The 26,618-nt window shown below is 62.6% G+C and carries 26 protein-coding genes and 1 tRNA gene; 9 read left to right on the top strand and 18 right to left on the bottom strand.

Features of this window, described 5'->3' with window-relative positions; all coding sequences use genetic code 11:
- Nucleotides 1–33 precede the first annotated feature (33 nt).
- A complete protein-coding gene (locus Q8O80_RS07265) occupies nucleotides 34–2,016 on the top strand; it encodes a methyl-accepting chemotaxis protein (RefSeq protein WP_305578459.1) in 1,983 nt (660 codons plus the stop codon).
- 48 nt (nucleotides 2,017–2,064) lie between these two features.
- Here Q8O80_RS07265 and Q8O80_RS07270 read toward each other — a convergent pair whose 3' ends face one another.
- The 16 genes from Q8O80_RS07270 to Q8O80_RS07345 all read right to left on the bottom strand — a co-directional run bounded on the left by Q8O80_RS07270 (nucleotide 2,065) and on the right by Q8O80_RS07345 (nucleotide 16,346).
- Nucleotides 2,065–2,751 carry an aspartate/glutamate racemase family protein gene (locus Q8O80_RS07270; RefSeq protein WP_305578461.1) on the bottom strand — a complete coding sequence of 229 codons (687 nt, stop codon included), beginning with the start codon at nucleotides 2,749–2,751 and terminating at the stop codon, nucleotides 2,065–2,067.
- 3 nt (nucleotides 2,752–2,754) lie between these two features.
- The gene (locus Q8O80_RS07275) at nucleotides 2,755–3,294 is read right to left on the bottom strand and encodes an RNA pyrophosphohydrolase (protein ID WP_305578463.1); all 540 of its coding nucleotides are present in this window, start codon (nucleotides 3,292–3,294) and stop codon (nucleotides 2,755–2,757) included.
- A gap of 8 nt (nucleotides 3,295–3,302) precedes the next feature.
- Nucleotides 3,303–4,427 (bottom strand): divergent polysaccharide deacetylase family protein, encoded by a 1,125-nt coding sequence (locus tag Q8O80_RS07280; protein ID WP_305578465.1) that lies wholly within the window; start codon nucleotides 4,425–4,427, stop codon nucleotides 3,303–3,305.
- Between the two features lie 78 nt (nucleotides 4,428–4,505).
- Nucleotides 4,506–5,876 (bottom strand): S41 family peptidase, encoded by a 1,371-nt coding sequence (locus tag Q8O80_RS07285; protein ID WP_305578466.1) that lies wholly within the window; start codon nucleotides 5,874–5,876, stop codon nucleotides 4,506–4,508.
- Between the two features lie 7 nt (nucleotides 5,877–5,883).
- Nucleotides 5,884–7,281 (bottom strand): murein hydrolase activator EnvC, encoded by a 1,398-nt coding sequence (locus Q8O80_RS07290; RefSeq protein WP_305578468.1) that lies wholly within the window; start codon nucleotides 7,279–7,281, stop codon nucleotides 5,884–5,886.
- Nucleotides 7,282–7,388: 107 nt separating this feature from the next.
- Nucleotides 7,389–7,871, bottom strand: a complete 483-nt coding sequence (gene rlmH / locus Q8O80_RS07295) for a 23S rRNA (pseudouridine(1915)-N(3))-methyltransferase RlmH (RefSeq protein ID WP_305578469.1) — start codon at nucleotides 7,869–7,871, stop codon at nucleotides 7,389–7,391.
- 9 nt (nucleotides 7,872–7,880) lie between these two features.
- Nucleotides 7,881–8,207: a ribosome silencing factor gene (rsfS, locus tag Q8O80_RS07300; RefSeq protein WP_305578505.1), complete on the bottom strand. Its 327-nt coding sequence runs from the start codon at nucleotides 8,205–8,207 to the stop codon at nucleotides 7,881–7,883.
- Nucleotides 8,208–8,450: 243 nt separating this feature from the next.
- A complete protein-coding gene (locus Q8O80_RS07305; RefSeq protein WP_305578471.1) occupies nucleotides 8,451–9,092 on the bottom strand; it encodes a nicotinate-nucleotide adenylyltransferase in 642 nt (213 codons plus the stop codon).
- A gap of 82 nt (nucleotides 9,093–9,174) precedes the next feature.
- The gene (locus Q8O80_RS07310) at nucleotides 9,175–10,455 is read right to left on the bottom strand and encodes a glutamate-5-semialdehyde dehydrogenase (protein ID WP_305578473.1); all 1,281 of its coding nucleotides are present in this window, start codon (nucleotides 10,453–10,455) and stop codon (nucleotides 9,175–9,177) included.
- Nucleotides 10,442–11,587 (bottom strand): glutamate 5-kinase, encoded by a 1,146-nt coding sequence (proB, locus tag Q8O80_RS07315; protein ID WP_305578475.1) that lies wholly within the window; start codon nucleotides 11,585–11,587, stop codon nucleotides 10,442–10,444. The genes Q8O80_RS07310 and proB overlap by 14 nt, the downstream gene beginning before the upstream one ends.
- Nucleotides 11,587–12,630, bottom strand: coding sequence for a GTPase ObgE (gene obgE / locus Q8O80_RS07320; RefSeq protein ID WP_305578477.1), 1,044 nt, complete (start codon nucleotides 12,628–12,630; stop codon nucleotides 11,587–11,589). Before obgE ends, proB begins: the two co-directional genes overlap by 1 nt.
- A complete protein-coding gene (locus Q8O80_RS07325) occupies nucleotides 12,627–13,163 on the bottom strand; it encodes a GNAT family N-acetyltransferase (protein WP_305578479.1) in 537 nt (178 codons plus the stop codon). The genes obgE and Q8O80_RS07325 overlap by 4 nt, the downstream gene beginning before the upstream one ends.
- Nucleotides 13,160–14,206: a GNAT family N-acetyltransferase gene (locus tag Q8O80_RS07330; RefSeq protein ID WP_305578481.1), complete on the bottom strand. Its 1,047-nt coding sequence runs from the start codon at nucleotides 14,204–14,206 to the stop codon at nucleotides 13,160–13,162. The genes Q8O80_RS07325 and Q8O80_RS07330 overlap by 4 nt, the downstream gene beginning before the upstream one ends.
- Before the next feature lie 125 nt (nucleotides 14,207–14,331).
- Nucleotides 14,332–14,598, bottom strand: a complete 267-nt coding sequence (gene rpmA / locus Q8O80_RS07335) for a 50S ribosomal protein L27 (protein ID WP_305578483.1) — start codon at nucleotides 14,596–14,598, stop codon at nucleotides 14,332–14,334.
- A 14-nt stretch (nucleotides 14,599–14,612) separates the two neighbouring features.
- On the bottom strand, nucleotides 14,613–15,350 hold the full coding sequence (locus Q8O80_RS07340; protein WP_305578485.1) for a 50S ribosomal protein L21: 738 nt from the start codon (nucleotides 15,348–15,350) through the stop codon (nucleotides 14,613–14,615).
- Between the two features lie 222 nt (nucleotides 15,351–15,572).
- The gene (locus Q8O80_RS07345; RefSeq protein ID WP_305578487.1) at nucleotides 15,573–16,346 is read right to left on the bottom strand and encodes an MBL fold metallo-hydrolase; all 774 of its coding nucleotides are present in this window, start codon (nucleotides 16,344–16,346) and stop codon (nucleotides 15,573–15,575) included.
- A gap of 221 nt (nucleotides 16,347–16,567) precedes the next feature.
- Between Q8O80_RS07345 and Q8O80_RS07350 the strand changes: the two genes are divergently transcribed.
- Nucleotides 16,568–16,657 (top strand) — tRNA-Ser (locus Q8O80_RS07350).
- A 205-nt stretch (nucleotides 16,658–16,862) separates the two neighbouring features.
- Here Q8O80_RS07350 and Q8O80_RS07355 read toward each other — a convergent pair.
- Nucleotides 16,863–17,537, bottom strand: a complete 675-nt coding sequence (locus Q8O80_RS07355; protein ID WP_305578489.1) for a TrkA family potassium uptake protein — start codon at nucleotides 17,535–17,537, stop codon at nucleotides 16,863–16,865.
- Nucleotides 17,530–18,867, bottom strand: coding sequence for a TrkH family potassium uptake protein (locus tag Q8O80_RS07360; protein ID WP_305578491.1), 1,338 nt, complete (start codon nucleotides 18,865–18,867; stop codon nucleotides 17,530–17,532). Before Q8O80_RS07360 ends, Q8O80_RS07355 begins: the two co-directional genes overlap by 8 nt.
- A gap of 494 nt (nucleotides 18,868–19,361) precedes the next feature.
- Here Q8O80_RS07360 and Q8O80_RS07365 point away from each other — a divergent pair, with 494 nt between their 5' ends.
- The 7 genes from Q8O80_RS07365 to Q8O80_RS07395 all read left to right on the top strand — a co-directional run bounded on the left by Q8O80_RS07365 (nucleotide 19,362) and on the right by Q8O80_RS07395 (nucleotide 26,292).
- The gene (locus Q8O80_RS07365) at nucleotides 19,362–20,375 is read left to right on the top strand and encodes a substrate-binding domain-containing protein (protein ID WP_305578493.1); all 1,014 of its coding nucleotides are present in this window, start codon (nucleotides 19,362–19,364) and stop codon (nucleotides 20,373–20,375) included.
- A 348-nt stretch (nucleotides 20,376–20,723) separates the two neighbouring features.
- On the top strand, nucleotides 20,724–21,875 hold the full coding sequence (locus tag Q8O80_RS07370; protein WP_305578495.1) for an extracellular solute-binding protein: 1,152 nt from the start codon (nucleotides 20,724–20,726) through the stop codon (nucleotides 21,873–21,875).
- A 98-nt stretch (nucleotides 21,876–21,973) separates the two neighbouring features.
- A complete protein-coding gene (locus Q8O80_RS07375; RefSeq protein ID WP_305578507.1) occupies nucleotides 21,974–22,759 on the top strand; it encodes an ABC transporter permease in 786 nt (261 codons plus the stop codon).
- Nucleotides 22,760–22,761: 2 nt separating this feature from the next.
- Nucleotides 22,762–23,586 carry an ABC transporter permease gene (locus tag Q8O80_RS07380; protein WP_305578497.1) on the top strand — a complete coding sequence of 275 codons (825 nt, stop codon included), beginning with the start codon at nucleotides 22,762–22,764 and terminating at the stop codon, nucleotides 23,584–23,586.
- 11 nt (nucleotides 23,587–23,597) lie between these two features.
- Complete coding sequence (locus tag Q8O80_RS07385; protein ID WP_305578499.1) at nucleotides 23,598–24,632, top strand: ABC transporter ATP-binding protein; 1,035 nt, start codon at nucleotides 23,598–23,600, stop codon at nucleotides 24,630–24,632.
- A 2-nt stretch (nucleotides 24,633–24,634) separates the two neighbouring features.
- Entirely contained in the window at nucleotides 24,635–25,471 is an 837-nt protein-coding gene (locus Q8O80_RS07390) for a glycerophosphodiester phosphodiesterase (protein WP_305578501.1), read from the top strand.
- Nucleotides 25,468–26,292: an inositol monophosphatase family protein gene (locus tag Q8O80_RS07395; RefSeq protein ID WP_305578503.1), complete on the top strand. Its 825-nt coding sequence runs from the start codon at nucleotides 25,468–25,470 to the stop codon at nucleotides 26,290–26,292. Before Q8O80_RS07390 ends, Q8O80_RS07395 begins: the two co-directional genes overlap by 4 nt.
- Nucleotides 26,293–26,618 lie beyond the last annotated feature (326 nt).

A 26,618-nucleotide genomic window follows, 5' to 3' on the forward strand; every position in this document is an offset into this window, starting at 1 on the left:
TTCCATCGCGAACATGAAGCGTCGAGGTCAATGATGATCAAGCTATCTCTTACCCAGAAAATCGTTGGCCTCGTGCTGCTTGCCCTGATCGTTGGGTCAGCGGCCATCAGCTATGTTGGTGCCAGCCAGAATGGCGCCCTGCTGCGCGCCGAACTTGAACGCGCCAATATGACATTGTCTGCCGCCAGCACCGAGCAGCTGGCCGGTGGGATCCGGTTCGGCAAGGCCGATGCGCTGATGACGGTCTATCAGGGGCTCGACACCTCGCTGGGTGAGCAGTTCTCGGCCGGCGCCAGTTACAATCTGGAAGGCGCGGTGATTGCCGCAACATCGGAAGACGCCACAGTGAATGCGGCACTGGCCGATGTTGTCGGCAAGACCTTGGCCAGCGGCGCCATTGAAATGGTGTCGGTCGGCGCCATTGGCTATGTCGCTGTCCCCGCCCATTTCGGGCCGGAGGGCGCCACAGTGGGCATCGCGGCCTTTGCCTGGGACATGAGCGAAAGCCTGGCTGAGCAAAGCAAAACCCTGATCACGTCGGCGCTGGCGGGTATTGCTGTCATCCTGGTGCTGACCGTGGTGCTCTATTTCTTCATCCGCCTGTCGATCACCGGTCCGTTGCTGCGGCTGGTGAACACGGCAACGCAGATTGCCGAGGACCCCTCCTCAGTCGACGCGGTACCCGCGACCAATCGCGGGGACGAGTTGGGCGCGATGGCGCGGGCGGTGGAAGTGTTCCGCGAGAATGGACAGAAGGTGGCGCAACTCACCGAGGCAGAGGCTGCCCAGGTGCTCCGCAGCCAGGCTGAACGTGAAACAATGATGCAGCAACTGCAGCGCGCGTTTGGCGATGTCGTGGATGCCGCCATTGCCGGCGATTTCAGCAAGCGGGTGGAAGCTGAATTCCCTGACACCGAGCTTAATACCTTGGCGAGCAGCGTCAACAAACTGGTGGCTACAGTGGATGGCGGGCTGTTGGAAACCGGCCAGGTACTGGCGGCGCTGGCCGAAACCAATCTGACCCAGCGCGTCAATGGGAGCTATCAGGGTGCCTTTGCCAAGCTCAAGGATGACACCAATGCGGTGGCCGACAAGCTGACCGATATTGTTGGGCAGCTGCGCAAGACTTCGCGCGGGGTGCGCTCCGCAACCGGGGAAATCCTTGCTGGCGCGAACGATCTGAGCGAGCGCACGACCAGGCAGGCCGCCACCATCGAAGAGACATCGACTACGATGGAGCAATTGGCCGTGACGGTGCTGGAGAATTCCCGGAAAGCGGAAGACGCCAGCGTCAAGTCCCAGGGGGTGTCGCGCACCGCCGAAGAGGGCGGCGCGGTGATGGGTCAGGCGACCGATGCCATGGAAAAGATCACCTCATCCTCGGCGAAAATCTCCAACATTATCGGGTTGATCGACGATATTGCCTTCCAGACCAATTTGCTGGCACTGAATGCTTCGGTGGAAGCGGCGCGAGCTGGTGATGCCGGCAAGGGCTTTGCCGTGGTGGCAGTGGAAGTGCGGCGGCTGGCGCAGTCGGCAGCGTCGGCCTCGGCCGATGTCAAAGTGCTGGTTGAGCAGAGTGCCACCGAAGTCTCGGGCGGCTCCAGGCTGGTGGCGGAAGCGGCCGGCAAGCTCGAAGCGATCCTCGCCGGTATTCGCGAGAACAGTGTGGTGATGGAAACCATTGCCCGCGACAGCAAGGAACAGGCTTCGGCAATCGAAGAGGTCAATGTTGCGGTGCGGTTGATGGACGAAATGACCCAGCACAATGCGGCGCTGGTGGAACAGACCAATGCGGCCATCGAGCAAACTGAGGGCCAGGCTGGCGAACTGGACCGGATCGTTGATATCTTCGTGCTGGAGGATCACGCCGACATGGGACGGCGCGAGCCACCGGTCGCGGCATCAGCACCGCGCAACGGCATCAAGGGGCTGCAAGATCGGGTCAAGCAGGCGGCCAGGGCCTATGTCAGCCAGGGCAATGCTGCCGTCGCCGAGGACTGGAACGAGTTCTAGGGACAGCGCAGTCAACGGCCACAACAACAAATCTGCTCGCGGCGCGGCCTAAGCCAGGGCCGCCGCGACCAGGGCCTTGGCGTGCAGATCGGTGGTGTCATAGACCGGGATCGGGCTGACATCATCATCGATCAGCATGGTGATTTCGGTACATCCCAGGATGACCGCCTGGGCGCCGCGGGCGGCCAGCTGTTCGATGGCCCGCACATAGATGCGGCGCGACTCCTCCCGCACAATGCCGCGGCACAGTTCCTCATAGATGATGCCATCGAGATTGGTGCGCTCGATTTCGGGGATCAGCGAGGCGATACCCCTGCTGGTCAGGCGTTCACGGTAGAAGCTCATCTCCATGGTGAAGCGGGTACCCAAGAGGCCCACGGTGTCGAAGCCATCGGCCAGCAGTGCCTCGCTGGTCGGATCGGCGATATGAACGAAGGGTATATTGAGCGCCTCGATGATCTGATCGGCAACGATATGCATGGTGTTGGTGGCCAGGCCCATCACCTCGGCCCCGGCCGCCTCCAGACTGCGCGCGATGGTGGCCAGCTGCTGGCCGGCCCCATCCCAGTCGCCAGCCGCCTGCAGGGCGGCAATCGGCGCAAAATCCACCGAATGCAGGATCAGTGGCGCCGAATGCAGGCCACCGCGTAGACGTGCGGTTTCCTGATTGAGCACCCGGTAGTAATGCGCCGTGGACTCCCAGCTCATGCCGCCAATCAGGCCGATCGTCTTCATGGTCTAGGTCTGGCTGAAGCGTTGCGGGATGTCGGCAAAGGCGGCAACAACCTGGTCATAGGCATCCTTCTTGAACGGCACGATCAGCGCCGGGGTGCGGCTGAGCTTTTCCCAGCGCCAGGCGTCGAATTCTGCCGAGAACTTGCCCGCGCCGGGGGTGTGGACGTCGATCTCGCTGTCCTGGCCGGTAAAGGCGAAGGCGAACCAGCGCTGCCGCTGGCCGCGAAACCTGCCCTTGAGCGCAATGCCGAGCGCGGCGTCGGGCAGCTCATAATAGATCCACTCCGGCGCCTCGGCGAGCAGGCTGACCGAGGTGATATTGGTTTCCTCATGCAGTTCGCGCAGCGCCGCCCGCAGCGGGTCTTCGCCCTGGTCGATGCCACCCTGGGGCATCTGCCAGGGTGCCTCTATTTCGGACTGGTCTTCCACGTCGTGATCGCCAATGCGCCGCCCGATCAACACACGGCCTTGCTGGTTGAACACCGCAACCCCGACGCAGTCGCGATATGGCAGGGATTGGCGGTCGGGGCGGGATGCGGTCATGGGTGGCCCTATTTCATCAAAGCGCTGGCCGGGACCAGCAAGATACCCTTGGCTTCAAGGTCGCGCGCCCATTCGGCGATGGAGGTGATCGAGATGGGCAGTGCACTGACAATACCAATTGCCTGGCCATTCTCCACTGCCTTGGCTTCAAGGCTGGCCAGCGCTGCCAGAATGGCTGCCCGGGCGGGATTGTCATCGATCATCAGATCGGCGCGGGAAAACGGCACTTTGTTGCCCTTGGCCAGTTGCGGGGCCAGCGAGCGATTGGACGAGCCGTCATCGAGATAGCCCAGGCCACGCGCCCCCAGTTCTTCCATCATCGGCGAAAAATCGGCGGCCGAGGCGGTGAAGCGTGCGCCCATATTGTTGATCAGCCCGACATAGCCGCCAAACCGCGACATCAGCCAGAACAGCTTGTCGAGATTGGCGCGGGTCGGCTCGCCGGTCAGCAGTGTTTGCGGACCGGGGTCGTTCTGGGGGTAGTCAAACGGCTCGAGCGGCACTTCGAGCAGGACTTCATGCCCGGCCGTTCGTGCTGCGGCCACCGTGGTGGACAGCGCCTTGCCATAGGGGGCAAAGGCCAGCGTCATTGCGCTGGGCAGTTTGTCGATGGCATTGAGCGAGCCCTGCTCATTGATCCCCAGCCCGGTCACGACAATGGCGATCATGGGCTGGCCACTGGCCAGCGCGGCTTCGGCAGGGTGGGCATAGGCGACAAAGGGGGTCAGCCCGGTGGCGGAAATGCGCGGGATGGGACCGTCGGTGGTCTCTTCACTCAGATCGGGCAGGGCGCCAAACATGCTGGGCAGCCCAAGCACCGAACTGGGGCCGCCAGAGCCGGTGGTGACGGCCGTCAAGGCACTGCCGGCGGGATATTGCTGGGGATCAGCCTCGATGGTCACCGGTCCGTCCGAGACCGCATTGGCCACCGAATTGGCCTGCAGGGTTGAGGTGATCGCCACTTCCTGGCGGGGGCGCCCGCCATCGGGATCGTCCACCAGCAGCACGCGGGCCACAAAGCCGATGGCGAGCAGCACCAATAGCCCGAACAGGGTGCGCGCGACGGGCAGGCGTCGACGCGCATTGGCGCGCCGCTTGCGGCCGGTCAGGGGGGTGGTCAGATCATCGGTCATCGAGCACGGTCCCAAAGAGCAGGGGCGAGGCAGCGAATCAGCCGCCCCGCCCCAGCAATTTCATAACACAAGGAAGGTCTATTCCGCCTTGGGCGGGTAGGCATCATTGGTTTCAAGGCCCTCAATCAGGCGAATGGCATATTGCAGCTGGGCGTCTTCTGCATTGTCGGCGGGCACATAAACGGACGAACCCACGGTGGTCTCGGCCTGGCCTTCAATGGTGATGTGACCCGCCAGGCCGGCTTCCCCAATGATCTCGTCGCGGCCCTGGAACTCTTCGGGGACCACCTGCAGGATCTCGATATCGGGGGTGATGCCGAGCGCCTGAATCGAGCGGTTATTGGGGGTGTAGTAGCGCGCCGTGGTCAGGCGCATCGCGCCATCGGGACCCAGCGAGATGATGGACTGCACGGAGCCCTTGCCGAATGAGCGGGTGCCCACCAGCGTGGCGCGCTTGTGGTCCTGCAGGGCGCCGGCAACGATCTCGGAGGCCGAAGCCGAACCGCCATTGATCAGCACCACCAGGGGCACATCGGCGATCTGGGCGTCGAGCACGTCGGGCTGGGCGTCATAGCGGGCGCTTTCCTCGGGCAGACGGCCCCGGGTCATCACGATGGCGCCCTGCTTGAGAAAGGCGTCGGCGACATAGACCGATTGATCGACCAGGCCACCGGGATTGTTGCGCAGATCGAGAATGATGCCGGTGGGCGCCACGCCGTCACGTTCGGCAAAGATATCCTTGATGGCTTTCTCGATGCCCACGAATGCCTGCTCGGAGAAGCGCGACAGCCGCACCACGGCAACGTCACCTTCCATGGAATAACGCACGGCGCGCATGGCAATGATGGCGCGGGTCAGATCGAATTCGAGCGGCTTGTCGACGCCCTCGCGCACCACGGTAACGTGGATGTCGGTGCCGATGGGGCCGCGCATCTTGCCGACAGCCTCATCCAGGGTCAGGCCCTGAACCTGGGCGCCGTCAAGCTCGACGATCAGGTCATTGGCCATGATGCCGGCCTTGGCGGCAGGCGTGTCATCAATGGGCGACACCACCTTGATGATGCCCTCTTCCATGGTCACTTCGATGCCCAGACCACCAAATTCGCCGGAGGTGTCCTGGCGCAGATCGTCGGCGTCGGCGGGCGGCAGATAGCCCGAATGCGGATCAAGCGAGGTCAGCATGCCCTGAATGGCGGCGCGGACCAGCTCCTGCTCATCGGGTGGATCGACATATTCAGCGCGGATGCGATCGAAGATTTCGCCAAACAGGTTGAGATCGGCATAGATCTCAAGCGGGTCGCGCGGCGTCGGGGCGACGGGTTCGGGCTCGAGCTGTTCGGCGTCGGGCATCGGCTCGACCTGGGCTGGCGCGGGCTGGGCACTCAAGGGGCCAACCGAAAGCAGCAGCGCCGCGGCAAGGGCTGAGACGCGAAGGGGCAAAAGGCGCATGAGGGTTCTATCCACTCTGTGTCGGGGTCGCCCACCAGCCGGTGGGATCGACGGGCTCGTTGTTTTCTCGAAGTTCAATATAGAGCGTCGGCTGGGCAGCGCCAGCGCTGGTGGTCACTGTGCTCCCAATTGTGCGTGAACCCATCGTGCCCAAGGGCATGCCCATTTGCACGAATTGACCGATATCGACGGTCACGGTTTCCAGCCCGGCCAGCAGCGCGGTGTAGCTTTGACCGGTATTGAGAATGATGATTTGGCCATAATTGAGGTAAGGCCCCTTGTAGAGCACCCAGCCATCGGCCGGGGCCACCACCTGCGCCTCGGCGCGGGTGACCACCGAGATGCCGTGGCTGATGCCGCCAAAGCCGTCACTGGCGCCATAATCGAGCACGGTGACGCCATTGGCCGGCACGGTGAGATAGCCCTTGGCCACCCGAAACGGCAGGGCGGGCTCGGTGCGGGCGCTATTGGCCAGCGCCAGTTCGATCTCGGCGGCCGACATCACCGGCAAATCGGGGTCCAGCGCCGCATCGGCGGCTGCGGCGGCGGTGGTCACCGAACTGACCTGCGCCGAGAGGCTATCGACCAGCTCCTTGAGCGTGGCGGCGCGGGCGGCCAGCGCCATGGCTTCCTGCTCTTCGGCCTGGAGCTGGGTGGTGCGCACGCCAATGCCCTGCTTGCGCGCGGCAATCAGGGTGGCAATGCGCAATTGCTCTTCCTCAAGCACGGCATGGTTGGCGCGCAGCGTGGCCTCTTCGGCCAGGGCGGCGGCCTTGATATTGGTCAGCTCGGTCAGATCGGTGGTGACCGAATCGGCCTTGGCGCGCAATTGGGGGACGATGGCAGCGATCAGAATGGCGCTGCGGGCCGAGCCCAGTGCGTCATCGGGGTCGACGATCAGTGCCGGTGGCGGATTGAGTGAAATGCGTTCGAGCGCCGCCAGCACATTGGCGATCTCGGCATTGGAGCCGTCGAGCCGGCCGCGCACTTCGAGTTCGGCAATTATCAGGTCGGAAAGCCGGGTCTCGACATCGGCAACTTCGATTTCGGCGAGTTTGACGCGCTGGGCTGCAGCGATCAGGGCAGCATTCTGCTTGGTGCGATCGCCTTCCATGGCGACAATCTCGGCCTTGAGCTCGTCAATGCGCTGCTGGCTCAGCGAAATCGAGGCTTCCACCGAGTCCAGGTCCGATTGCGTGGCAGCGGGGTCGACCGGCGGTGGTGCCGCAGGATCGGTTGGCGGCGTTGGCTCAGGGTCACTTGCTGGCGCCACAATGCCTGCCGCGGGCGCTGTCGGGGCAGGAGTTGTCGGATCGGTCTGGGCCAGCGCCGGCAGGGTCGAAAACCCCGCCAGTAGCGTGCCGATGAGCAGCAATCCCCGTGATGTGCCCGGCAGCAATGCCATGACGTCTCCAGCAAAGGCGGTGCGCGCCCGAATCAATGGGCGTAGCATAGCAAGTGCACACAAAACCGCAGGTTAACGCGGCTTAACCATGCCGTGATTGACACGGATTAATCGCCGCGATGATAGGGGTGACCCGCCAGGATGGTGGTGACGCGATAGAGCTGCTCGGCTAGCATGATGCGCACCAATTGGTGCGGCCAGGTCAGCGGCGAGAAGCTCAGCACCAGATCGGCCCTGGCGGTGAATTGCGGATCAAGGCCATCGGCCCCGCCAATGACAAAGCTGATCGCCGGGCGGCCATCGTCGCGCCAGCGGCCGATTTGCCGGGCCAGCGGCTCGGAGGCCATCAGTTTGCCGCGTTCGTCCAGCGCTACAACGATACCATCGGGCACAGCGGCGTGCAGCGCCTTGGCTTCCTCGGCCTTGCGGCTGGCGGCGGATGAGGAGCGTGCTTCGGTGAGTTCGATGACATCGAACCCGGTCAGGGCCAGCGGCTTGCCGCCGCCAACCGCCCGCTCGAGATAGCGGGCAACCAGTTCCCGCTCCGGCCCGGCCTTCATCCGGCCGACCGCCGCAATGCTCACGCGCATGAAAACGCTCTAGTGCGCGTCAGCCGCGAAATCGGCCTGCCACATCTTTTCGATGTTGTAGAACTCGCGCACTTCGGGGCGGAAGACATGGACGATGACATCGCCCGCATCGACCAGCACCCAATCGCAATGGGGCAAGCCTTCAATGCGAGGCTTGCCGTAGCCGGCGTCGCGCAGGGCGTTGACCAACTGGTCGGCAACAGCACCCACATGGCGCTGCGAGCGGCCCGAGGCGACAACCATGTGGTCGGCCAGCGAGGACTTGCCAATGATGTCGACGGCGACAATGCTCTCGGCCTTGGCATCGTCAAGGCTGTTCAGGATCACGTCGATCATCGGTCGTTCCGGGGTCGCCAGAGTAGGGGTGGCGGGAGTGGCGGTGTTTTCGGGCAGCGCGGCCATCATCAATGGCCTTCCGCCCATGCGCGTGCATGGGTCATGCGGGGGATCAGCATCCTTGGTGGTTGATCGGAATGTGCAGGCGTCTTTGCAAACGGCAAGCAGTCGTTCCTGTTCCGGTGACGGTTATCACACAAGGTCAATATGCCCTTTTGATGACGACTTCGCAAGATTGCGTCTTCACTTTGGCTTAACGCCATGCCGGCGTGCCCGAATGACCGATGATGAAAGGGGCGATTGGCGCCCGTGCAGATAGACCCAGGCCGGTGCCGGCAGGCTGGCCAGGCGGGTGGCGTCGTCCTCATCGATGCGCCAGCGCGCCAGGGCGCTGGCGGCCATGGAGACGGGCGCGCGGCGGCTCGAGCCGGGTCGTACATAGACGGCGATGGGCACCATGGCGGCGATATCGCGCCAGCGTTCCCAGCGGCTGAAGTCGACAAGATTGTCGGCGCCCATGATCCAGACAAAATTCCGGTCCGGCATTACCTGGGTCAGATAGCGAATGGTCTGCCAGGAATAGGTGAAGCCATAGGCGGCCTCAAAGCCGGTGACGCGGACCTTGGGGTGGTCGAGCAGGCGGCGGGCGGCAATGACCCGATCGGCCAGCGGCGCCAGGTCCTGGTGGTTCTTCAGCGGGTTACCCGGCGTCACCAGAACCCAGAGCGCGTCAAGATCAAGACGGCGCAGGGTTTCCTCAACCACCAGGCGATGGCCCTCATGGATGGGGTTGAAGCTGCCGCCAAACAGACCAATGCGCATGCCGGACCCGGAGGGGGGCAGTTCGGTTATGCCGGGGATGCGGATGGGATGGCGCAGGGTCATGGTGCGGTATCGGGATTCGATGGGTGTCTCGCCCTCTCCCCTTGCGGGAGAAGGTGCCCTGGATCAGTTTCTGCCAGGATCATCACGGTCTCGTCTGACCGGTACCGCGGACGCGGTATTTGAAGCTGGTGAGTTGCTCGACGCCGACCGGGCCGCGGGCATGCATCTTGCCGGTGGCAATGCCGATCTCGCCGCCAAAGCCGAACTCGCCACCATCGGCGAACTGGGTCGAGGCATTGTGCAGCAGGATGGCGCTATCGATCTGGTTGAAGAATTTTTCGACAGCCGCCGCATCCTCAGCAATGATCGCCTCGGTGTGGTGGCTGGAGTATTTTTCAATATGGGCGATGGCCTCGTCCAGGCTGTCGACGACTTTGACCGCGATGATGGCGGCTTCGTATTCGGTGCGCCAGTCTGCCTCGGTTGCGGGTCTGGCCGATGGAATGGCCGCCATGACGGTCGCGTCGCCGCGGATTTCGCAGCCCTTGGCGATCAGCGCGTCGATGATCGGCCTGAGGTGGCTGCCCACGACATCCTTGTGCACGAGCAGGGTTTCGGCGGCCCCGCAAATACCAGTGCGGCGCATCTTGGCGTTCAGCGTGATGGCGACGGCCTTGTCCAGGTCGGCAGAGGCGTCGACATAGACATGCACCAGCCCTTCGAGATGGGCAAAGACTGGCACGCGCGCCTCATCCTGGACGCGGGCGACCAGGGTCTTGCCGCCACGCGGCACGATGACGTCGATATTGCCATGCAGCCCCTTGAGCATCTCGCCAACGGCGGCGCGGTCGGTGCTGGGCACCAGCTGCAGGCATTCCTGTGGCAGTCCTGCGGCATGCAGGCCATCGAGCAGGCAGTCGGCAAGCGCCTGGCTGGAGTAAAAACTGTCGCTGCCGCCGCGCAAAATCACCGCATTGCCCGATTTGATGCACAGCGCTCCAGCGTCAGCGGTCACATTGGGGCGCGATTCAAAGATCACGCCGATCACCCCCAGCGGGGTACGGACGCGCTCGATATGCAGCCCGTTGGGGCGGTCCCATTCGGCAATGATGGTGCCGACGGGGTCGGGCAGCTCGGCAATGGTGGTGACGGCGTCGATGATGCCGTCAATGCGTGCATCGGTCAGCTCCAGACGGTCGAGAAAAGCGGCGGAAATGCCCTTGGCCTGGGCGGTAGCCATGTCCTTTGCATTGGCAGCGAGGATTTTCTTGCGGTGCGCATTGATGGCGCCGGCGGCCGTCCGCAGGGCGGTACGCTTCTGCTCGGGACTGGCGATGGCCAGCGCCCTGGCGCCGATGCGGGCATTGTGGCCGATCTCGGCCATGATGGCGGTCAGCTCGGTCGTGCTGTCAGCTTGGCTCATGGCTATCCTCCTGGGCGCCTACCAGCACCAGATTGTCACGATGGATCAAGGCGGCGCGATTGCCGGTGCCCAGCAATTCAAGCACGGTATCGCTGTGCTTGCCCATCACCAGCCGAGCCTCTTCGCTATCCAGCGAGGCAAGGCCACGGGCGATTTCGATGCCATCGGGATTGTTGACGCCGATGGCGTCGCCCCGACCGAATTCGCCGCTCACCTTGGTGACGCCCACCGGCAGCAGCGATTTACCGGTCTGCAGAGCGCGGGCGGCGCCAGCATCAACCTGCACGGTGCCGGCTACGGCCAGCGTGCCCATGATCCAGCGCTTGCGCGCCTGCGCCCGGCTATGGGCGGGGTGGAACAGGGTGTGGCGTCCGCCCTCGGCCAGGGCCCGCAACGGATGGCTGTCGGTGCCCTTGGCAATGATCATGGCGGTGCCGGCCTGGGTGGCGATCTTGCCGGCTTCGACCTTGGTGGTCATGCCGCCGCGCGACAGATGGCTGGCGGCGCCACCGGCCATGGCTTCAATGGCCGGGGTGATGGCGTGGATTTCCGGCAGATGGCTGGCATCGGAATTGGTGGCGGGTGGCGCGGTATAGAGCCCATCAATATCGGAGAGCAGCACCAGGCAATCGGCCTCGATCATGGTGGCGACGCGGGCCGAGAGGCGGTCATTGTCGCCATAGCGGATCTCGGCGGTGGCGACGCTGTCATTCTCGTTGATGATGGGGACCGCGCCCAGGCCCAGCAGGGTGGCAATGGTGGTGCGGGCATTGAGATAGTAGCGGCGTTCTTCGGTGATATTGGGGGTAATCAGGATCTGACCGGTGACGATGCCATGATTGCCCAGCGCCTCGGCCCAGGCCTGGCTCAGCGCGATCTGGCCAACGCTGGCGGCCGCCTGGCTCTGCTCCAGGGTCAGAGCAACAGCGGAAAGGTCCAGCAGCCCCCGGCCAAGGGCGATGGCACCCGAGGACACGATCACCACTTCGCAGCCCGCACGCTTGAGCGCGGTGATATCGGCTGCAAGCTCGCCCAGCCATTGCTTGCGCAACTGGCCCTGCTTGTCGACAAGCAGGGCCGAGCCGATCTTGATGGTCAGGCGCTTATAGGGCGCAAGGGCATTGGCGCGCATCAAGGGGCCCAGTTCGGCTCGATCTTGCGCCGCGCTGCTTCAAGCCTGGCGGCCTTTTCGGCATCAAGGATGTCGATGACGCCATAGAGCACCATTTCGGTGCCCTTGCCGGTGACGGCCGAAACCTGCAGCACGTCCTGCTTGCTCAGCTTTTTGAGAATCTTGACCTTCTCCTTGAGCTCGTCGGGCGGAATGGAATCGATCTTGTTGAGCACCACGATCTCGGGCTTTTCGGCCAGCCTGGGATCATAAGCGGCCAGCTCATAGCGGATCGACTGATAGGCCCGTTTGACGTCATCCTGGGTGCCATCGATGAGATGAATCAGCACGCCGCAGCGCTCGATATGGCCAAGGAAACGATCGCCAATGCCGACCCCTTCGCTGGCGCCTTCGATCAGCCCGGGAATGTCGGCCAAAACGAAATCGCGTTCGCCGATCGACACCACGCCCAGATTGGGGTGCAGGGTGGTGAAAGGATAGGCCGCAATCTTGGGCTTGGCCGCTGACACTGCCGCCAGGAAGGTTGACTTGCCGGCATTGGGCTCGCCAACCAGGCCGGCATCGGCGATCAGCTTGAGGCGCAGCCAGACCCATTTTTCGACGCCCAGCTGACCCGGATTGGCGTGGCGGGGGGCCTGATTGGCGCTGGTCTTGAAATGGGCATTGCCGAAGCCGCCATTGCCGCCCGAGAGCAGCACGACGCGTTGACCCACTTCGGTCATGTCGGCGATCAGGGTTTCGTTGTCGTCTTCAAACACCTGGGTGCCGACAGGCACGCGCAGCACCGAGTCGGCGCCATCGGCGCCAGTGCGGTTCTTGCCCATGCCATGGGTGCCGGTACTGGCCTTGAAGTGCTGTTGGTAGCGATAGTCGATCAGGGTATTGAGCCCGTCGACGCATTCGATCACGACGTCCCCGCCGCGGCCGCCATTGCCACCATTGGGCCCGCCGAACTCGACGAATTTTTCGCGGAGGAACGACACAGCGCCGCCCCCGCCATCGCCGGATCGGACAAACACTTTGGCTTGATCGAGAAATTTCATGTCGGTCTGGCCTTCCAGACGCTACGCGTCAGTTGGGTGTCGATATGCTCCACCTCGGCGTCACGCGCAAGGCAGAGCAGGGTGGAGCGTCCGGTTTGGGTAAACCCGAGCTTGGTTTGGATGGCCAGGGAGGCCGAATTGAAAACAAAGACACCCGACAGCACGGTCTCATGGCTGGTGGCGGCGAAAAACCAGTCGAGACTGGCTACCACCGCTTCGCTCATGATGCCGCGGTTCCAGAAGGGCCGCCCCAGCCAATAGCCCAGAATGGGGCCCTTGGGTCCGGCATGAAAGCCGATATGGCCGATAAAGCCATGATCGGGCAGTTCGATCGAGAACGTGGTTTCCTGCGCTGGCAGCCCGGCGCGCCGTGTGCGCAGCCATGCTCTGGCATCGGAGATATGGTAAGGAAAAGGCACGCGTGCAAGGTTGCCGGCAACCTCAAAATCATTGAGGTAACGCGCAATGGCTTCAGCATCGCCCAATTGAGGCTGGCGCAGCAACAGGCGCGGCGTGTGCAGGGTGACATTCATGGCGCGGTCCACTGCATGGCGAGCAGCGGCTTGCCGCGATGGCGGTCGACCACGCTGGTGGTGTGCTCGATGACGATGAAGCCAGCCTTCTCCAGCACGCGGATCGAAGCGGGGTTGCTCTGCAATACGCGGGCATTGATGGTGGCGAAACCAGGCAGGGTGCACACCGCGTCGAGCAGTCCGCTGAGGGCTTCGGCGGCATAGCCCTTGCCCCAATGCGGTTCGCCCAGCCAATAGCCGATCTCGGGGTGTTTGCCGTCCACCAGCTTGAACAGCATGGTGCCCAGGAAGGCGTCATCGGCATCGGCGATGGCCCAGGCACGCTGTCCCGGGCCGCCGGCCTGGGCAATGACATCGCGACCGTCGCTGTCGGCGAAGGGAAAGGGCAGCGTGGCAGTGGTCTCGACCATTTTGGGGTTATTGGCCAGGCGCACAATATCGTCCAGGTCGCGCAGGGTTGGCGCGCGCAGCGTCAGGCGGGCGGTCCGAACAGCGGCCGGGAGGGTGTCCGCGACCCCGGATATCAGGTGCAGCTGCATGAAGGTGGTGGGTTTGCCCGCATTGGTGCCGTGCTGTGCAGGGCCTTCATGGGTCTCGATGAATCCGGCCTTGGCCAGGACCTTGCGCGATCCGGCATTGCTGGTCAGTGCCGAGGCGCGAAGGGCGGCAAAGCCGGCCGCCCGGGCCGCTGCGACGACCGCCTTGGCGGCCTCCGTGCCAAAGCCCAGACCCCAAAAAGACTCTCCCAGCCAATAGCCGAGTTCGGGGGCCTGGTTGGGCAGCAGGTGCAGGCCGATGATGCCGATGAAACGGCCCTCGTGCAGGATCGACCAGGCAAATTCGCTGTCGCCGCGGGCAATGGTCTCGACAAAGAAGCGCCCGTCGCTCTCGGCATAGGGATGGGGCAGGCGCGCCAGCACTTCGTAAATGGCGCGGCTATTGGCCAGCACGGCCATTTCGGGAACATGGTCCAGCACCGGCGTGGTCAGCACCAGACGCTCCGTCGCAATCGAGGCGGGCAGGTGTTGTTTGATGCTGTCCATTGTCGTGCTCAAATTCTGCAATGCAAAAAGGGGAACCGGCGAACCGGCTCCCCTTGTCAATTTCGCTTGGTCGCGAACACGAGCCGGGGAACGGGTCACCGGCTGGGTTCGAGAGACCGGCCGGGTTATTCGGCGGCCAGTGCCGGGTCGACAGAAACAAACACCTTCGAGTTCGCGCGGGTGCGGAACGACACATTGCCGTCGACCAGGGCGTAGATGGTGTGATCCTTGCCCAGACCAACGCCAGTGCCGGGGTGCCACTTGGTGCCGCGCTGACGGATGATGATGTTGCCGGCAACGACAACTTCGCCACCGAACTTCTTGACGCCGAGACGACGGCCAGCCGTATCACGACCGTTGCGGGATGAACCGCCTGCTTTTTTGTGTGCCATGGTGCTCTAGCTCCTTACTTCGTCTTGTCTTCGGCTGCCGCGTCCTGGTCAACCTTGGCGCGCGGCGGCTTGCCAGCGACCAGATCTTTGGCCTGGGCAACCCATTCGTCACGCTCGGCACGGCCACGCAGGTCAAGCTCTTCGTCGAACTTGGCAATGTCGGCCTTCTTCCAGGCAGCGATCTGGACGAGGCTGGTGACGCCGGCGGCGTGCAGCTTCTTTTCCAGCGCCGGACCCACGCCACCGATGAGCTTGATGTCGTCGGTGAAGTCGGCGGCTGGCTTGGCGGCGACCTTCTTGGCTGCCGGTGCCTTGGTTTCGGTTGCGGCTTCAGCCTTGTCCGCCTTGGGCGCTGCCTTGGGGGCAGCGGCCTTCTTGGCAGGCTTGGCTTCGGTCACCGATTCAGTCTTGGCCACGACGCCAACAGCCTTGATGGTCGGCTTGGCGCCGCCGGTCAGGATTTCGGTGATGCGCACGGTCGACAGCAACTGGCGGTGGCCATTGCGACGACGATAATTGTGGCGACGGTTCTTCTTGAAAATGATGACCGTCTTCTGCTTGCGGGTTTCAAGCAGCTCGGCAGCGACAAGCGCGCCTTCGATCAGCGGGGCGCCGACTTCGCCATCAACCATCAGCACCTGGTCGAAGGTGACGATGGTGCCGGCTTCGGCATCGAGCTTTTCAATCTTGAGAACGTCGTTGGCGGCAACCTTGTACTGCTTGCCACCGGTTTTGATCACGGCAAAAGTCATAGTTTAACCGGGAGCGTCAAACGCCCGGTCCCATTGTGTCGCGTCCTGTGGCGCCGCAGGGCAAGCCCTGATCCTGCGGTCTTCGTGAATGCGTGCCGGCGATCAAACCAGCGGGCAACCTCGAACAGCGTTTTCAAACAAAGGCAGCGCGCAAGACCAGCCTGCACGCAATTCCGAGGCGCTTATCAGGGCAAATGCCCCAAGAGTCAAGCGTGGCGCGGCCTAGCCAGCGGCAGAATACCAGTTGCGCAGGCGCAGTTCGGTATCGGGTCCGATGCCGGTTTCCAATACGCCCAGATCACTTTCGCCATAGTGATAGGGATAGACGATGGCGGGCTTGAAGCTGTTGATCGCCTCGAGCGCCTGTTCGGGCGTCATGGTATAGGGCAGGTTCATCGGCAGGAAGGCCACGGCAATGCCGCTCAGCGCCAGCATTTCGGGGGTCGGCTCGGTGTCGCCGGCCACATAGACCACCTTGTCGCCCAGGGTCAGCAGATAGCCATTGCCGACGCCCACCGGATGGTAGTTCATGCGGTCGGCAGTGATATTGTGGGCCGGGATGGCGCTGACGGCGATGCCGTTGACCGTGCCATCCTCGCCATTCGCCATGGCAGTTGCCTGGGCCTTGAGCGGCTCGGGCAGTTTGTCGAACACCTCGGCATTGGTGATGATCGGCGCAGCCCCGGCAATGGCTTGCAGGGTCGGCACGTCGAAATGGTCGCCATGGCCGTGGGTGATCAGGATGGCGGTGGGGGCGGGCAGGCCGGCATAGCGCGCCGCGCCGCCGACGGGATCGACATAGATTACCTGATCGGCAAAGCCGAGCAGCAGGCTGGCATGGTCGACAGGGTGCACGATGATGTCGCCTTGCGCGGTGGCGATGGCATCGCCATCAAGGGCTGCCTCCTGCGCGGCAGCGCTGGTCAGGGCTGCGCCACTCAGCGACAGCAGTGATAGCGTCGCCATGCCGGCGACCAGTTCACGGCGTCTAACCATTGGTGTTCTCCCATTTTCGGCAAAAGTCTGCGTTCCCTGGAACGCTAGCGGGGGCGGCAGGGTTCGTCACCGCACGAAAACGTGACGGCGGGCCGAATGCTCCTCACATTGGCGCGTTCGGGCCATGAAACCGTACAGAAACTATTGCGGCGTGCCTGCTGCTATGCCATAAGCCCGCCCGTGTTGACTGCACGCGCCCCTTGGGGTTGCATCGATCTTGCGGAGAGATGGCAGAGTGGTCGAATGCACCGCACTCGAAATGCGGCATGGGGGTGACTCCATCGGGGGTTCAAATCCCTCTCTCTCCGCCACTCTCACCTCGGTGATTTCATTGAATAGTTGACGCGTCCGGCAGGGATTTTACCTGAGGCGTTCAAGCGCTTTGCCGCGGTCTCCAGAGCCCTGCCCATGGACACGCCCACCCCAGTCCGAACTGTCGATTCCATCGCGTTGAACCTGCAAAGCGGTCGTCACCTGAGGGCCAGCGTACCCGCATCTCACCCGGCGGACGGTTATCTATGTTCTGGAGGCGAAGCGTTCCACCAGTTGGGTTTCCCCTAGAACGATGAGAAGGTCGTCTTTCTGCACAATCGTATTGGCCTGAGCATAGGTGAAGACCTCGCCGGAGCGCTTAATGCCGACAATAGTGACACCGTATTGCTGCCGGACCTTGGCTTGCTCAAGCGTTTTCCCGACCAGATCAGCCGGCGAGCGCGTTTTGACCATGGCAAAATCATTGTCCAGGTCAATGAAGTCCATCATTTTGCCGGTCAGGATATGGGCCACCATCTGGCCCATGCGCGCCTCGGGGTAGACTACGTTTTTCACGCCGATGCTCTTGAGGATTTTGCCATGCCGTTCGTTGTTGGCCTTGGCCCAGATCGTTGGAACCCCGGCCTCGATTACAGCGAGTGCCGTGAGGATGCTCGCCTCCAGGTCTCCCCCAATGGCGACAACAGCGGTCTTGAAGTCGCCTATGCCGATCTGTCGGAGTGACTCTGGATTGGCGCAATCGGCCTGCACCACATGGGTGAGCAGGCTCGCGGCTTCCTGGACGATTGCGGCATCTTCATCCACGCCGAGAACTTCGTGTCCCATACGTATCAGCGAGCTGGCGACTGAACTGCCGAAACGACCGAGGCCAATAACCAGGACTGTCTCGGCTTTGGTGCGACTGGAGAGTTTAACCAACGATAGGGCGCTCCTCTGGATAATGTAGTGCGCTTCGCCCTCTGCCGAGAGCAAGGGCCGTGGCTATGGTGATCGTGCCCACCCTGCCGATCAGCATCAACACGATCAGGACCAGTTCGGCAACAGGTGGAAGCTGGCCGGTAATGCCGGTCGAAAGGCCGACTGTGGCAAAAGCCGAAATCGTCTCGAACAAGACGGCGACGAGCGGGTAGTCGGTCACCGCCAGAATGACCATGGTTCCCAGGGACACGAGCGCCAGGGACAGGAGCACCACCGTGAGCGCCTGCCGTTCGATGGACGTCCCAATGCGCCGTCCGAACAAGGCCGCATCCCGCTCACCGCGCGCCTCCGACCAGACAACGATCGCGAGCACGAAGAAGGTGGTGATCTTGATGCCACCCGCGGTGCCGGCGCTGCCGCCCCCGATGAACATCAGCAAGTAGGTGACCGCCAGGGTTTCATCATGGAGAGCACCGATATCGAGCGTATTGAATCCGGTGGTGCGCGTGGTGACAGACTGAAAGGCGCTATTGAGCAGCTTGCCACCTAGACCCATCGGACCCAGGGTGTCTGGATTATGCCACTCTACGGCCAGAACGGTCGCGAACCCGACAATCAGAAGAATGGCGGTTCCGAGCAGCGTGATCTTGGTGTGCAACGTCCAGGGGCGATCGCTTCCTGCAGTGGACCGGCTCTGAAGTTCATGGATCACCGGAAACCCGAGCGAGCTCAAGACAATGGCTAGCATGATTGGTGTCAGGAACAGCCAGTCGTTCTGAAACCCCATCAAGCTGTCAGAGTAGGTCGAGAAACCCGCATTGTTGAACGCGGACACGGCATGAAAAAATCCATGCCATGCAGCAACCGGCCAGTCCTGATCATAGGAAAAACGAAGACGCAAGGTGAGTGCAAGAGCCAATGCCGCTTCGACGGCAATAGTGACCAGCAGGATCAAGCGGAGCACGCTACGGGCGTCCACCATATCAAAGAAGCTGCGCTCCACCTGGGTCCGCAGCCGGTCCTTCAATCGAAATCCCCGGCCCGCCAGCAGGCCCAGCAGGGTGGCTGCGGCCATTATCCCGAAACCCCCAATCTGGAAAAGCGCGAGGATCACCACCTGACCAAAAGTGGACCAGTATACCGGGGTATCAACAACGATCAGGCCGGTAACACAAACTGCCGAGGTCGCCGTGAACAGAGCTGTGAGAAAAGGCGCATGACCGGGTCCCTCATGAGACAGCGGTAGCATGAGCAGGGCTGTCCCAATCGCAATCGCGGCCATAAAGGCAATGGGTACAAGCCTTGTCGGGTGAGTGACATTGGAAAGCACGCGGTGCTCCGACAAACCGTCCCGTACCTGCCAAGGGGCATCGTCCCCGTACAGGAGTCAGACAACGGTGCCTGCATATTGTAAGCAGGCATGTATATGCACAATGGCGGGCGGGCGATCAAGGACGAAGGAGACTGACTCTCGTCTTTGCCGGGCGCTCACCAAAGAACATTGCCGCTGCGCTCCACCCCAATGTTGGCGCCATTGCCTCCCGTCGCGTACCCAGAGATACGGGCCGGATCGGCGCGTGATACACAGTGAAAACAATAAGTTCTGGACAATTTGGGGGGGCTCTCTCTCCGCCATCGATCCCTTTGTAGCAAGTTGATTTTTGAAGCGCTGGCTTGATCCGCCAGGCGGGCGTGTGGCTGAAATTGCCACGGGCTGGTCAATCCGTTTACAAGGTCGGTCTGGCGCATGATGCTGTTGCAGGTGACGGCTTGGTTTGCGCTCCATCTTGCGCGTACGGTGCAGTAAAAGTTTGGACCGGCACAATGAGCGATTTGAGGCCCCGCAGTTTCGTCAGCGCCCAGATGGTGGCCGAAAAGGCCGGTGTATCGCGCTCGGCTGTATCACGCACCTTTACTGATGGCGCCAGCGTCTCCGAGCCAACGCGCCGCAAGGTACTCGCGGCTGCCAGTGCGCTGGGCTATCACGTCAATCATCTGGCCCGGGTCTTGCGCGAACGCAGCAGCATTGTCTGCCTGGTCGTTGCCGACATGACGACGCCCATTCGCGCCACCATGGTCGATGTGCTGACGCGCAAATTGCAGGCCGCCGGCAAGATAACCATGGTGATCAACACCGAAACCGACACCGAAAGTGTTTCCTCGGCGTTGCGCCAGACCCTGAATTATCGCGCCGATGCCACCGTGGTGCTGTCGGGAACGCCGCCGGCCGCCTTGATTGAAACCTGCCTGGCCAATGGCCAGCGGGTCGTGCTGATCAACCGCGACGATCAACTGGTGGGGAGCCACAATCTGGGTGTGGACAACGCCATGGCCAGCGTCGAGGCGCTGTATCTGCTGCGCCGCGCCGGATGCCAGCGCCTTGGCGTCATTACCTCGACGGCGGGCACCGCCAGTCTGGTGCAGCGCGAACGGGCCTTTGTTGCGGCAGCCGAAGCGGCGGGTCTGCAGGTCACCGTTACCTCGACCGGGCCGACGAGCTACGCCTCGGGTTTTGAAAGCGCGCGCCGGGTCTTTGGTCGCTCGCAGGCACCTGACGGCGTGTTCTGCGTCACTGACCTGTTGGCGCTTGGCTTCATGGACGCCGCCCGTCACGAATTTGGTCGCCGCATCCCCGATGATCTCTGCATTATCGGCTTTGACGATATCGAACAGGCCAGCTGGGAATCCTACAAGCTGACCACCTTTGCCCAACCGCTGACGGCCATGGCGACCCATGTCGTCGACCTGCTGCTCGACCCCGATACTGCCGGGTCCGAGCGGCGGCTGTTCGAGCCGGTTCCGGTGTGGCGAAAATCGGTCAGGCCAAACGCTTCCTGACCGTCCCGCGTATTCTGCACTTTTGTGCAGAGGACTTGCACACGTGATCAGTCTGCTTGCGTCATCAAAATGTTATGCAGCATCGATAGACATCCCGACAGTCGGATTGAACATTGCACTTGTGTGCACTGGTTTTCAATGCTGTCATGGGGTGCGGTCAAGCGCCTGGCAACATCCGACACAAGATTGGGGTTGCCTTGCGCCGGTCGTTGTACCGGGGAGGAGCCCCATGAGGTGGGCGGATACATGCCGTTCTGAATTCGCCCTTCGGCCATAGGCCGATGTGCCACCTCCAGGATCGGTAACAGCGTAGAGGCTCGTCTTGAGTCATCTAGATGGGAGAGCAAGATGAAACGTCGTACTTTTATGATCTCGGCGGCAGGGACTGCCGCCGGCATGGCTCTGATGCCACGCCTGGCCTTCGCCGAAACCGGTCGGATTGACTGGTACACCAGCTCTGACACCAATATTCTCGACTTCTGGACCAATACGGTAGCGCCGGCCTTCGAGGCGGCCAATCCGGGCGTATCGATCAATCTGGTCGACGGGGGTGACAGCAGTGGCATCATTTCGATTGGCGAACGCGCCATGGCCGCCAAGCTGGCCAATGCGGATCCGCAGGCGGACTTCTTTGAATCGGCTAACGCACTGCTGCCGTCGGGCGCCATTGATGCGGGCGTCTACACCAATATCAAGGAAGCGGGCCTGTCCAATTATTCCAAGGTCAATCCGCTGGCCATTGAGAGTGACTACAGCCTGCCCTATCGCGGCAGCCAGGTGTTGCTCGCCTATGACACGACAAAACTGGCGCCTGCCGATGCACCCAAATCGTGGGACGATCTGGTGAGCTGGATCAAAGCCAACCCGGGCCAGTTCGTCTACAATCGTCCCGACAAGGGCGGTTCGGGCGGCAACTTCGTTCGCCGGGCCATTCATCAGGCCAACGGGCTCGATCCATCGGCCTTCACCGTCGACAACTACACCGAAGAATTCGGCAATGATGCGCTGGGCAAAGCCTGGGCCTTGCTGCAGGACATCGCGCCCTCGCTCTATGATGGCGGCGCCTATTCGTCGGGCAATACCCAGTCGATCCAGCTATTGGCGCAGGGCGTGGTTGCCATGACTCCGGTCTGGTCCGATCAGGTGCTGCAGGCTATCGATCAGGGCGTGCTGCCCGCTGATACGGGTCTGGTACAGTTGCAGGATCTGGCGCTGGCCGGCGGCTTCACGCGCAGCATCGTCATCGAGAACGGCACCAATCGCGATGCTGCGCTCAAGCTGGCCGATTTCATCCTGTCCGAAGAAATCCAGAGCGCCATCCTCACCGAACTGGGTGGCTTCCCGGGCGTTTCCTGGGAATATGTTTCGCCCGAGTTGCGCGAGCGCTTTGCCGACATCGTGCCGACATCCATTCCCACTTTCCCGAGTGGCGACTGGGAGCCCGCCATCAATGACGGCTGGTACCGCAATGTTGCACCCAATGTTGACCGCGCCTCGTGAGCGAGGCGACTGAAGCGGAGCATCGGCCGCTGATCGATGCCACTGGTGACAGCAGGAGGCCAACCGGCCTCCTGCTCGTTGGGATTCCCGTGCTGCTGATGGCCTGGCTGGTCGTCTGGCCCATTATCAACGCGATTGTCCGCACCATCTGGCGCCCCGATCAAACGGGCGACTATGGTCTGGACTTCTCGAGCTATGGCTTCTTTTTTTCCGACGGCTACAGCCTCGCCAATCTGAGCATCACGCTGTGGACCACCGGCGTATGCGCCCTGTTCCTGCTGGTGATCTGCCTGCCGATTGCGCTCTATTTACGCTTTGCGCAGGGCCCTCTGCCGGGCTTTGTGCAGGCGCTGGCCATTTTTCCGATGTTCGTGCCATCGATCATTCTGGCCTATGCGTTTATTCGCGTGCTCGGCCCCAATGGCATGGTCGACATCATCCTCAATTCGGTCGGCCTGCCCAAGATCCGCACCCCGTATCTGACGCCCTGGGGCCCGGTCATCGGCCTCGTCTGGGACAATATTCCGCTCACCGTGCTGATCCTGCTTTCGGGCCTGGGTAGCGTTGCCAATCAGGCGATCGAGGCGGCCCGCGATGTTGGCGCCAACCGCCTGCAGGTGTTCTGGCACATCATCATGCCGCGCATCTCCAATTCCATTCTGGTGGCCCTGTCCTTCTCCATCCTGGGTATTTTTTCGGCCTTCACCTTGCCCTATCTGCTGGGCCCCGCCGCGCCCGAGATGATGGGCCCGTTCATGCAGCGCACGTTCCGCGAGGTGAATGATCCGCTCAATGCCATGACGCAGGCTGTCATCACCTTCGGCTTCTGTATCGCCTTCGGGCTGTTTTATGTGCGCTCCGTCGCGCGCAATCAGAGGAAATAGCCATGGCAGTCACCATCACAGCGCGCCCGCGCATTGACGGGCTCGGCATCACCTTCACCCTGCTGTTGTCGCTCGCCATCATCTTTCCGCTGCTGGTTGTCGGCACCTGGGCCTTCACCGAAATCTGGCGCTATCCCAATGTGGTGCCGCAGCAGTTCGGCCTGCGTTTCTGGGAGCAGACGCTGACCCGTCCCGATGTTTGGGGCGCGCTGACGCTGAGCCTGCAGCTCTCTACCGTCGTCACCCTGCTGTCGGCGGCCATCTGCCTGCCGGCCGCCTATGCCTTTGCCCGCATGAGCTTCCCCGCCAGAACCGTGCTGTTCTTCTCGTTTCTGGCCGGGCATGCCTTTCCCAAATTCGGCCTGCTGATCGCCATTGCGGCAATTTTCCTGCAACTCAATCTGATCGGCACCTTCTGGGGTGTTGTCCTGATCCAGCTGGTGGGCACATTGTTGTTCATGATCTGGATTCCGGTGGCCGCCTTTCAGGCCGTTGACCGGCGCATGGAAGAAGCCGCCCGCGATGTCGGGGCCAGCCCATTGCGGGTATTCTGGTCCATCACCTTGCCCCAGGCCGGCCCCACCATTGCCGCCGCCGTGCTGCTGACTTTCGTTGGCACTTTCTATGAAACCGAAGGGGCCTGGCTGATCGGGGCGCCCGCAATTCGCACCATGCCGGTGCTGATGATCAGTTTCATCAACAACCAGATGGTCATCCAGTACGGCGCCGTGCTGTCGGTCATGCTCTGGGTTCCCTCATTCGTCGCGCTGATGTTCGCGCGCCGCGTTATTGGCGGCGGTGCCTTTGCCCGCGGCTTTGGCGGCTAGGAAGAAAATAGATGTCCGTTCTCGCTATCTCTGATGTTTCCAAGGTTTTTGCGGGCGGCACTGTCGCCGTCGAACGCTTCTCGCTCAATGTGGCCGATGGCGAGCTTGTCTGCCTGCTCGGTCCCTCGGGCTCGGGCAAATCCACGCTGCTGCGGATGGTGGGTGGCTTTGAACAGCCCTCGGCGGGCGTCATCACCATTGACGGTGATGACATCACCCGCCTGACGCCCGACAAGCGCCCTACCGGCATGGTGTTCCAGAGCCACGCGCTGTGGACCCACATGAACGTCTTCAAGAACCTCGCTTTCGGACTCAAGCTGCGCAAGCTGCCCACCGCCGAGATCCGCGAGAAGGTCGAGGCCGTGCTCGAACTGGTCGGCCTGGCCGGCTATGGCAACCGCCTGACGCACCAGCTCTCGGGCGGGCAGCAGCAACGGGTTGCCCTCGCCCGTTCGCTGGTGCTGGAGCCCAAGATCCTGCTGCTCGACGAGCCATTTGCCAGCCTCGACCAGCATCTGCGCGAACGCCTGCGTGAGGAAGTGCGCGACATTCAGCAGCGGCTCAAGATCACCACGCTGTTCGTCACCCACGGGCAGGATGAGGCGCTTTCCATGGCCGACCGGATCGTGGTCATGCGCGAGGGCCGCAGCGAGCAGGTGGATCGCCCCGATGTGGTTTATCGCAACCCGCAGACGCCGTTCGTGGCCGGTTTCATCGGTTCGATGAATCTGGTGGATGGCACGGTCAGCAATGGCCAGTTCAGCGGCGCCGGCCTGTCGGTGCCGCTGCCGGTCAGCGACGGGCCGGCGACGCTGGCCGTGCGTCCAGAGGCCCTTGAACTGGTTGTTGCCGATCGCGGCGCAGCCAGGATCCATCGCATCACCGACTTTGGCAGCCACGGCCTGGTTGACCTTGATCTTGAGGACGGCACCCGCATCAAAGCCATGGTGGCCCATCCCGATCTGTTCAGCCAGGGCCAGAGCGTTGACGTGAAGCCGACTGCCATCGCGGCGTTTCGCGACAACGCCCAGATCTATCGGGGATGACGATGACAAATCCCCGCTATGTGGAGCGCGACGGCCATCGCACCTGGCTGAAATGGCATCGTGGGCGGCGCCGGGCGTCCGATCCGGCATTTACCGGCAAGCGCCTTATCGAGGCGATGCGCCTGGGCGCCAGTGTCGAGGTCGATCTGGTGGTCCATGCCGACCATGGCTGCGCCATTCTGCACGACCTGCAACTGGACCGCGAGACCACCGGCAGCGGACTGGTCGCCAGGGCCCGGGCCAGCGAACTGCGCCAACTGTACCTGCGCGGCGCAGACGGGCGGCCCATCCCCGACAGGGTCATGCTGCTCGAAGACCTGTGCGCATTGTTGGCCCATGATTTGCCCCATCCCGATGGCTTGCTGCAGCTCGACTTCAAACAGGATGCCGCCGCGCTGGACCCGCAAACCATTGCCGGTTTTGCCGCCAGCATTGGTCCCCTGGCGCCGCATATGATCGTCTCGGGCGGCGATGCCGAGGCGGTCGAGCTCCTGGCTGCGGCCACGCCCGGCCTGCGCCGTGGCTACGATCCCTGCTATGGCGCGTCACTGGCGAAATTGCGGAGCAGCGGCGATTTCGGTCGTTTTACGGCCGATGCGCTGGCAACGGCACCCCGGGCTGATTTCATCTATCTGAGCTACGAGATCGTGCTCGAGGCTGATCAGGCTGGTTTCGACATGATCGCCGCCTGCCAGGCCGAAGGCCATCGCGTGGATGCCTGGACGATCAGTGCCGTTAACCCCACCACCCTGTCACAGGTCAACCGCCTGCTGGCACTCAAAGTCGATCAAATCACTACCGATGACCCGGAGGGTCTTGCCATGGCGCTGACCATATGACCGTCTCTTACGCTGACACTCTCGACCAGATGGTTGCCATCGCACGCAGTGCCGGTGCCTTGACCCAGCGCCACTTCAAGCGCTTCGCCGAACTTGAAATCGGCGTCAAGGGCCCCGGCGATTTCGTCTCCGATGCCGACAAGGAATGCGAGCAGCTGATCCGGGACGGCCTGTTCGCGCTGCAGCCCGACTGGAGCCTGACCGGCGAGGAATTCGCCCCGGTGGAAGGTGGCGACGCCGACCATCGCTGGCTCGTTGACCCCATCGACGGCACCACCAATTTCCTCAATGGCTGGCACTACACCATCACCATTGCCCTGCGACGTGGCAACCAGACCATGTGCGGCCTGATCTACAACCCGGTGGCCGACGAGATGTTCACAGCGCTCAAGGGCGCTGGCGCCTTTCTCAACGGCGAGCGTCTGCACGTCAGTGCCAGCACCGATGTGGCGATGATGTGCGTTGGTACGGGTCTGCCCACCCCGAACCTGCAGCTGTATCCGGGCGCCTATGACCGGCTCGACACCATCCGCGCCCCGATTGGCGCCGTCCGTGTGGTCGGTAGTGCGGCCAATTCCTGCGCCTATGTCGCCTGCGGGCGATTGACCGGCTATTACGAAGAAACCGGCTTTATCGACACCGCTGCCGGCATATTGCTGGTCGAGGAGGCCGGCGGCATTGTTACGGACTGGTGGGGGCGCGGACCGGACGTTTTTGAACGCACCGGGGTGTTGATTGTGGCCAATCGGGCCACCCACGCCTATCTGCTCGACAAGCTGCGAGCGGTGCCGCGCAAAGACCCGGTCGCCGAGCGCGATTGATCGCTCATGGTCGCTTTTTTGCGAACGACACGGGGCGTGGCCACGGGTCGTCCGCAACCGGGTGCGGCGTGGGCCGACTGGCGCCTTCCCGCAGCGGTGACCGCCCGCTGACAGGCACGCCTGCACCCACGGGCTCTGGGCATTTCGGCGCCTCGCAGTCGCCCAATTCCCATCGAGGTCAGCCACTCAACGCCCTGTCGACCCAAACTTGCCTGCAACCATGGTCTTTGTTATTTCGGCGACGACGTCGCCGAAACGTGCGATCAGCGGCGCAAAATGCTGGCCAGCGATGGTATCGCTTAGATCGAACAATGAAATCCAACGGA

Source organism: Devosia sp. (assembly GCF_030689745.1).
GTDB classification, from domain to species: Bacteria; Pseudomonadota; Alphaproteobacteria; order Rhizobiales; family Devosiaceae; genus Devosia; species Devosia alba.

Excerpts from the sequence above, each read along its gene's own strand:
- Q8O80_RS07345 (WP_305578487.1), bottom strand. The coding sequence starts at position 16,346 with ATGGTTAGACGCCGTGAACTGGTCGCCGGCATGGCGACGCTATCACTG.
- Q8O80_RS07280 (WP_305578465.1), bottom strand. The coding sequence starts at position 4,427 with ATGACCGATGATCTGACCACCCCCCTGACCGGCCGCAAGCGGCGCGCC.
- Q8O80_RS07370 (WP_305578495.1), top strand. The coding sequence starts at position 20,724 with ATGAAACGTCGTACTTTTATGATCTCGGCGGCAGGGACTGCCGCCGGC.
- rpmA (WP_305578483.1), bottom strand. The coding sequence starts at position 14,598 with ATGGCACACAAAAAAGCAGGCGGTTCATCCCGCAACGGTCGTGATACG.
- Q8O80_RS07310 (WP_305578473.1), bottom strand. The coding sequence starts at position 10,455 with ATGAGCCAAGCTGACAGCACGACCGAGCTGACCGCCATCATGGCCGAG.
- obgE (WP_305578477.1), bottom strand. The coding sequence starts at position 12,630 with ATGAAATTTCTCGATCAAGCCAAAGTGTTTGTCCGATCCGGCGATGGC.
- Q8O80_RS07340 (WP_305578485.1), bottom strand. The coding sequence starts at position 15,350 with ATGACTTTTGCCGTGATCAAAACCGGTGGCAAGCAGTACAAGGTTGCC.
- Q8O80_RS07275 (WP_305578463.1), bottom strand. The coding sequence starts at position 3,294 with ATGACCGCATCCCGCCCCGACCGCCAATCCCTGCCATATCGCGACTGC.
- proB (WP_305578475.1), bottom strand. The coding sequence starts at position 11,587 with ATGCGCGCCAATGCCCTTGCGCCCTATAAGCGCCTGACCATCAAGATC.
- Q8O80_RS07290 (WP_305578468.1), bottom strand. The coding sequence starts at position 7,281 with ATGGCATTGCTGCCGGGCACATCACGGGGATTGCTGCTCATCGGCACG.
- Q8O80_RS07305 (WP_305578471.1), bottom strand. The coding sequence starts at position 9,092 with ATGACCCTGCGCCATCCCATCCGCATCCCCGGCATAACCGAACTGCCC.
- Q8O80_RS07385 (WP_305578499.1), top strand. The coding sequence starts at position 23,598 with ATGTCCGTTCTCGCTATCTCTGATGTTTCCAAGGTTTTTGCGGGCGGC.
- Q8O80_RS07285 (WP_305578466.1), bottom strand. The coding sequence starts at position 5,876 with ATGCGCCTTTTGCCCCTTCGCGTCTCAGCCCTTGCCGCGGCGCTGCTG.
- Q8O80_RS07390 (WP_305578501.1), top strand. The coding sequence starts at position 24,635 with ATGACAAATCCCCGCTATGTGGAGCGCGACGGCCATCGCACCTGGCTG.
- Q8O80_RS07365 (WP_305578493.1), top strand. The coding sequence starts at position 19,362 with ATGAGCGATTTGAGGCCCCGCAGTTTCGTCAGCGCCCAGATGGTGGCC.
- Q8O80_RS07395 (WP_305578503.1), top strand. The coding sequence starts at position 25,468 with ATGACCGTCTCTTACGCTGACACTCTCGACCAGATGGTTGCCATCGCA.
- Q8O80_RS07375 (WP_305578507.1), top strand. The coding sequence starts at position 21,974 with ATGGCCTGGCTGGTCGTCTGGCCCATTATCAACGCGATTGTCCGCACC.
- Q8O80_RS07330 (WP_305578481.1), bottom strand. The coding sequence starts at position 14,206 with ATGGACAGCATCAAACAACACCTGCCCGCCTCGATTGCGACGGAGCGT.
- Q8O80_RS07265 (WP_305578459.1), top strand. The coding sequence starts at position 34 with ATGATCAAGCTATCTCTTACCCAGAAAATCGTTGGCCTCGTGCTGCTT.
- rsfS (WP_305578505.1), bottom strand. The coding sequence starts at position 8,207 with ATGATCGACGTGATCCTGAACAGCCTTGACGATGCCAAGGCCGAGAGC.
- Q8O80_RS07270 (WP_305578461.1), bottom strand. The coding sequence starts at position 2,751 with ATGAAGACGATCGGCCTGATTGGCGGCATGAGCTGGGAGTCCACGGCG.
- Q8O80_RS07325 (WP_305578479.1), bottom strand. The coding sequence starts at position 13,163 with ATGAATGTCACCCTGCACACGCCGCGCCTGTTGCTGCGCCAGCCTCAA.
- Q8O80_RS07380 (WP_305578497.1), top strand. The coding sequence starts at position 22,762 with ATGGCAGTCACCATCACAGCGCGCCCGCGCATTGACGGGCTCGGCATC.
- rlmH (WP_305578469.1), bottom strand. The coding sequence starts at position 7,871 with ATGCGCGTGAGCATTGCGGCGGTCGGCCGGATGAAGGCCGGGCCGGAG.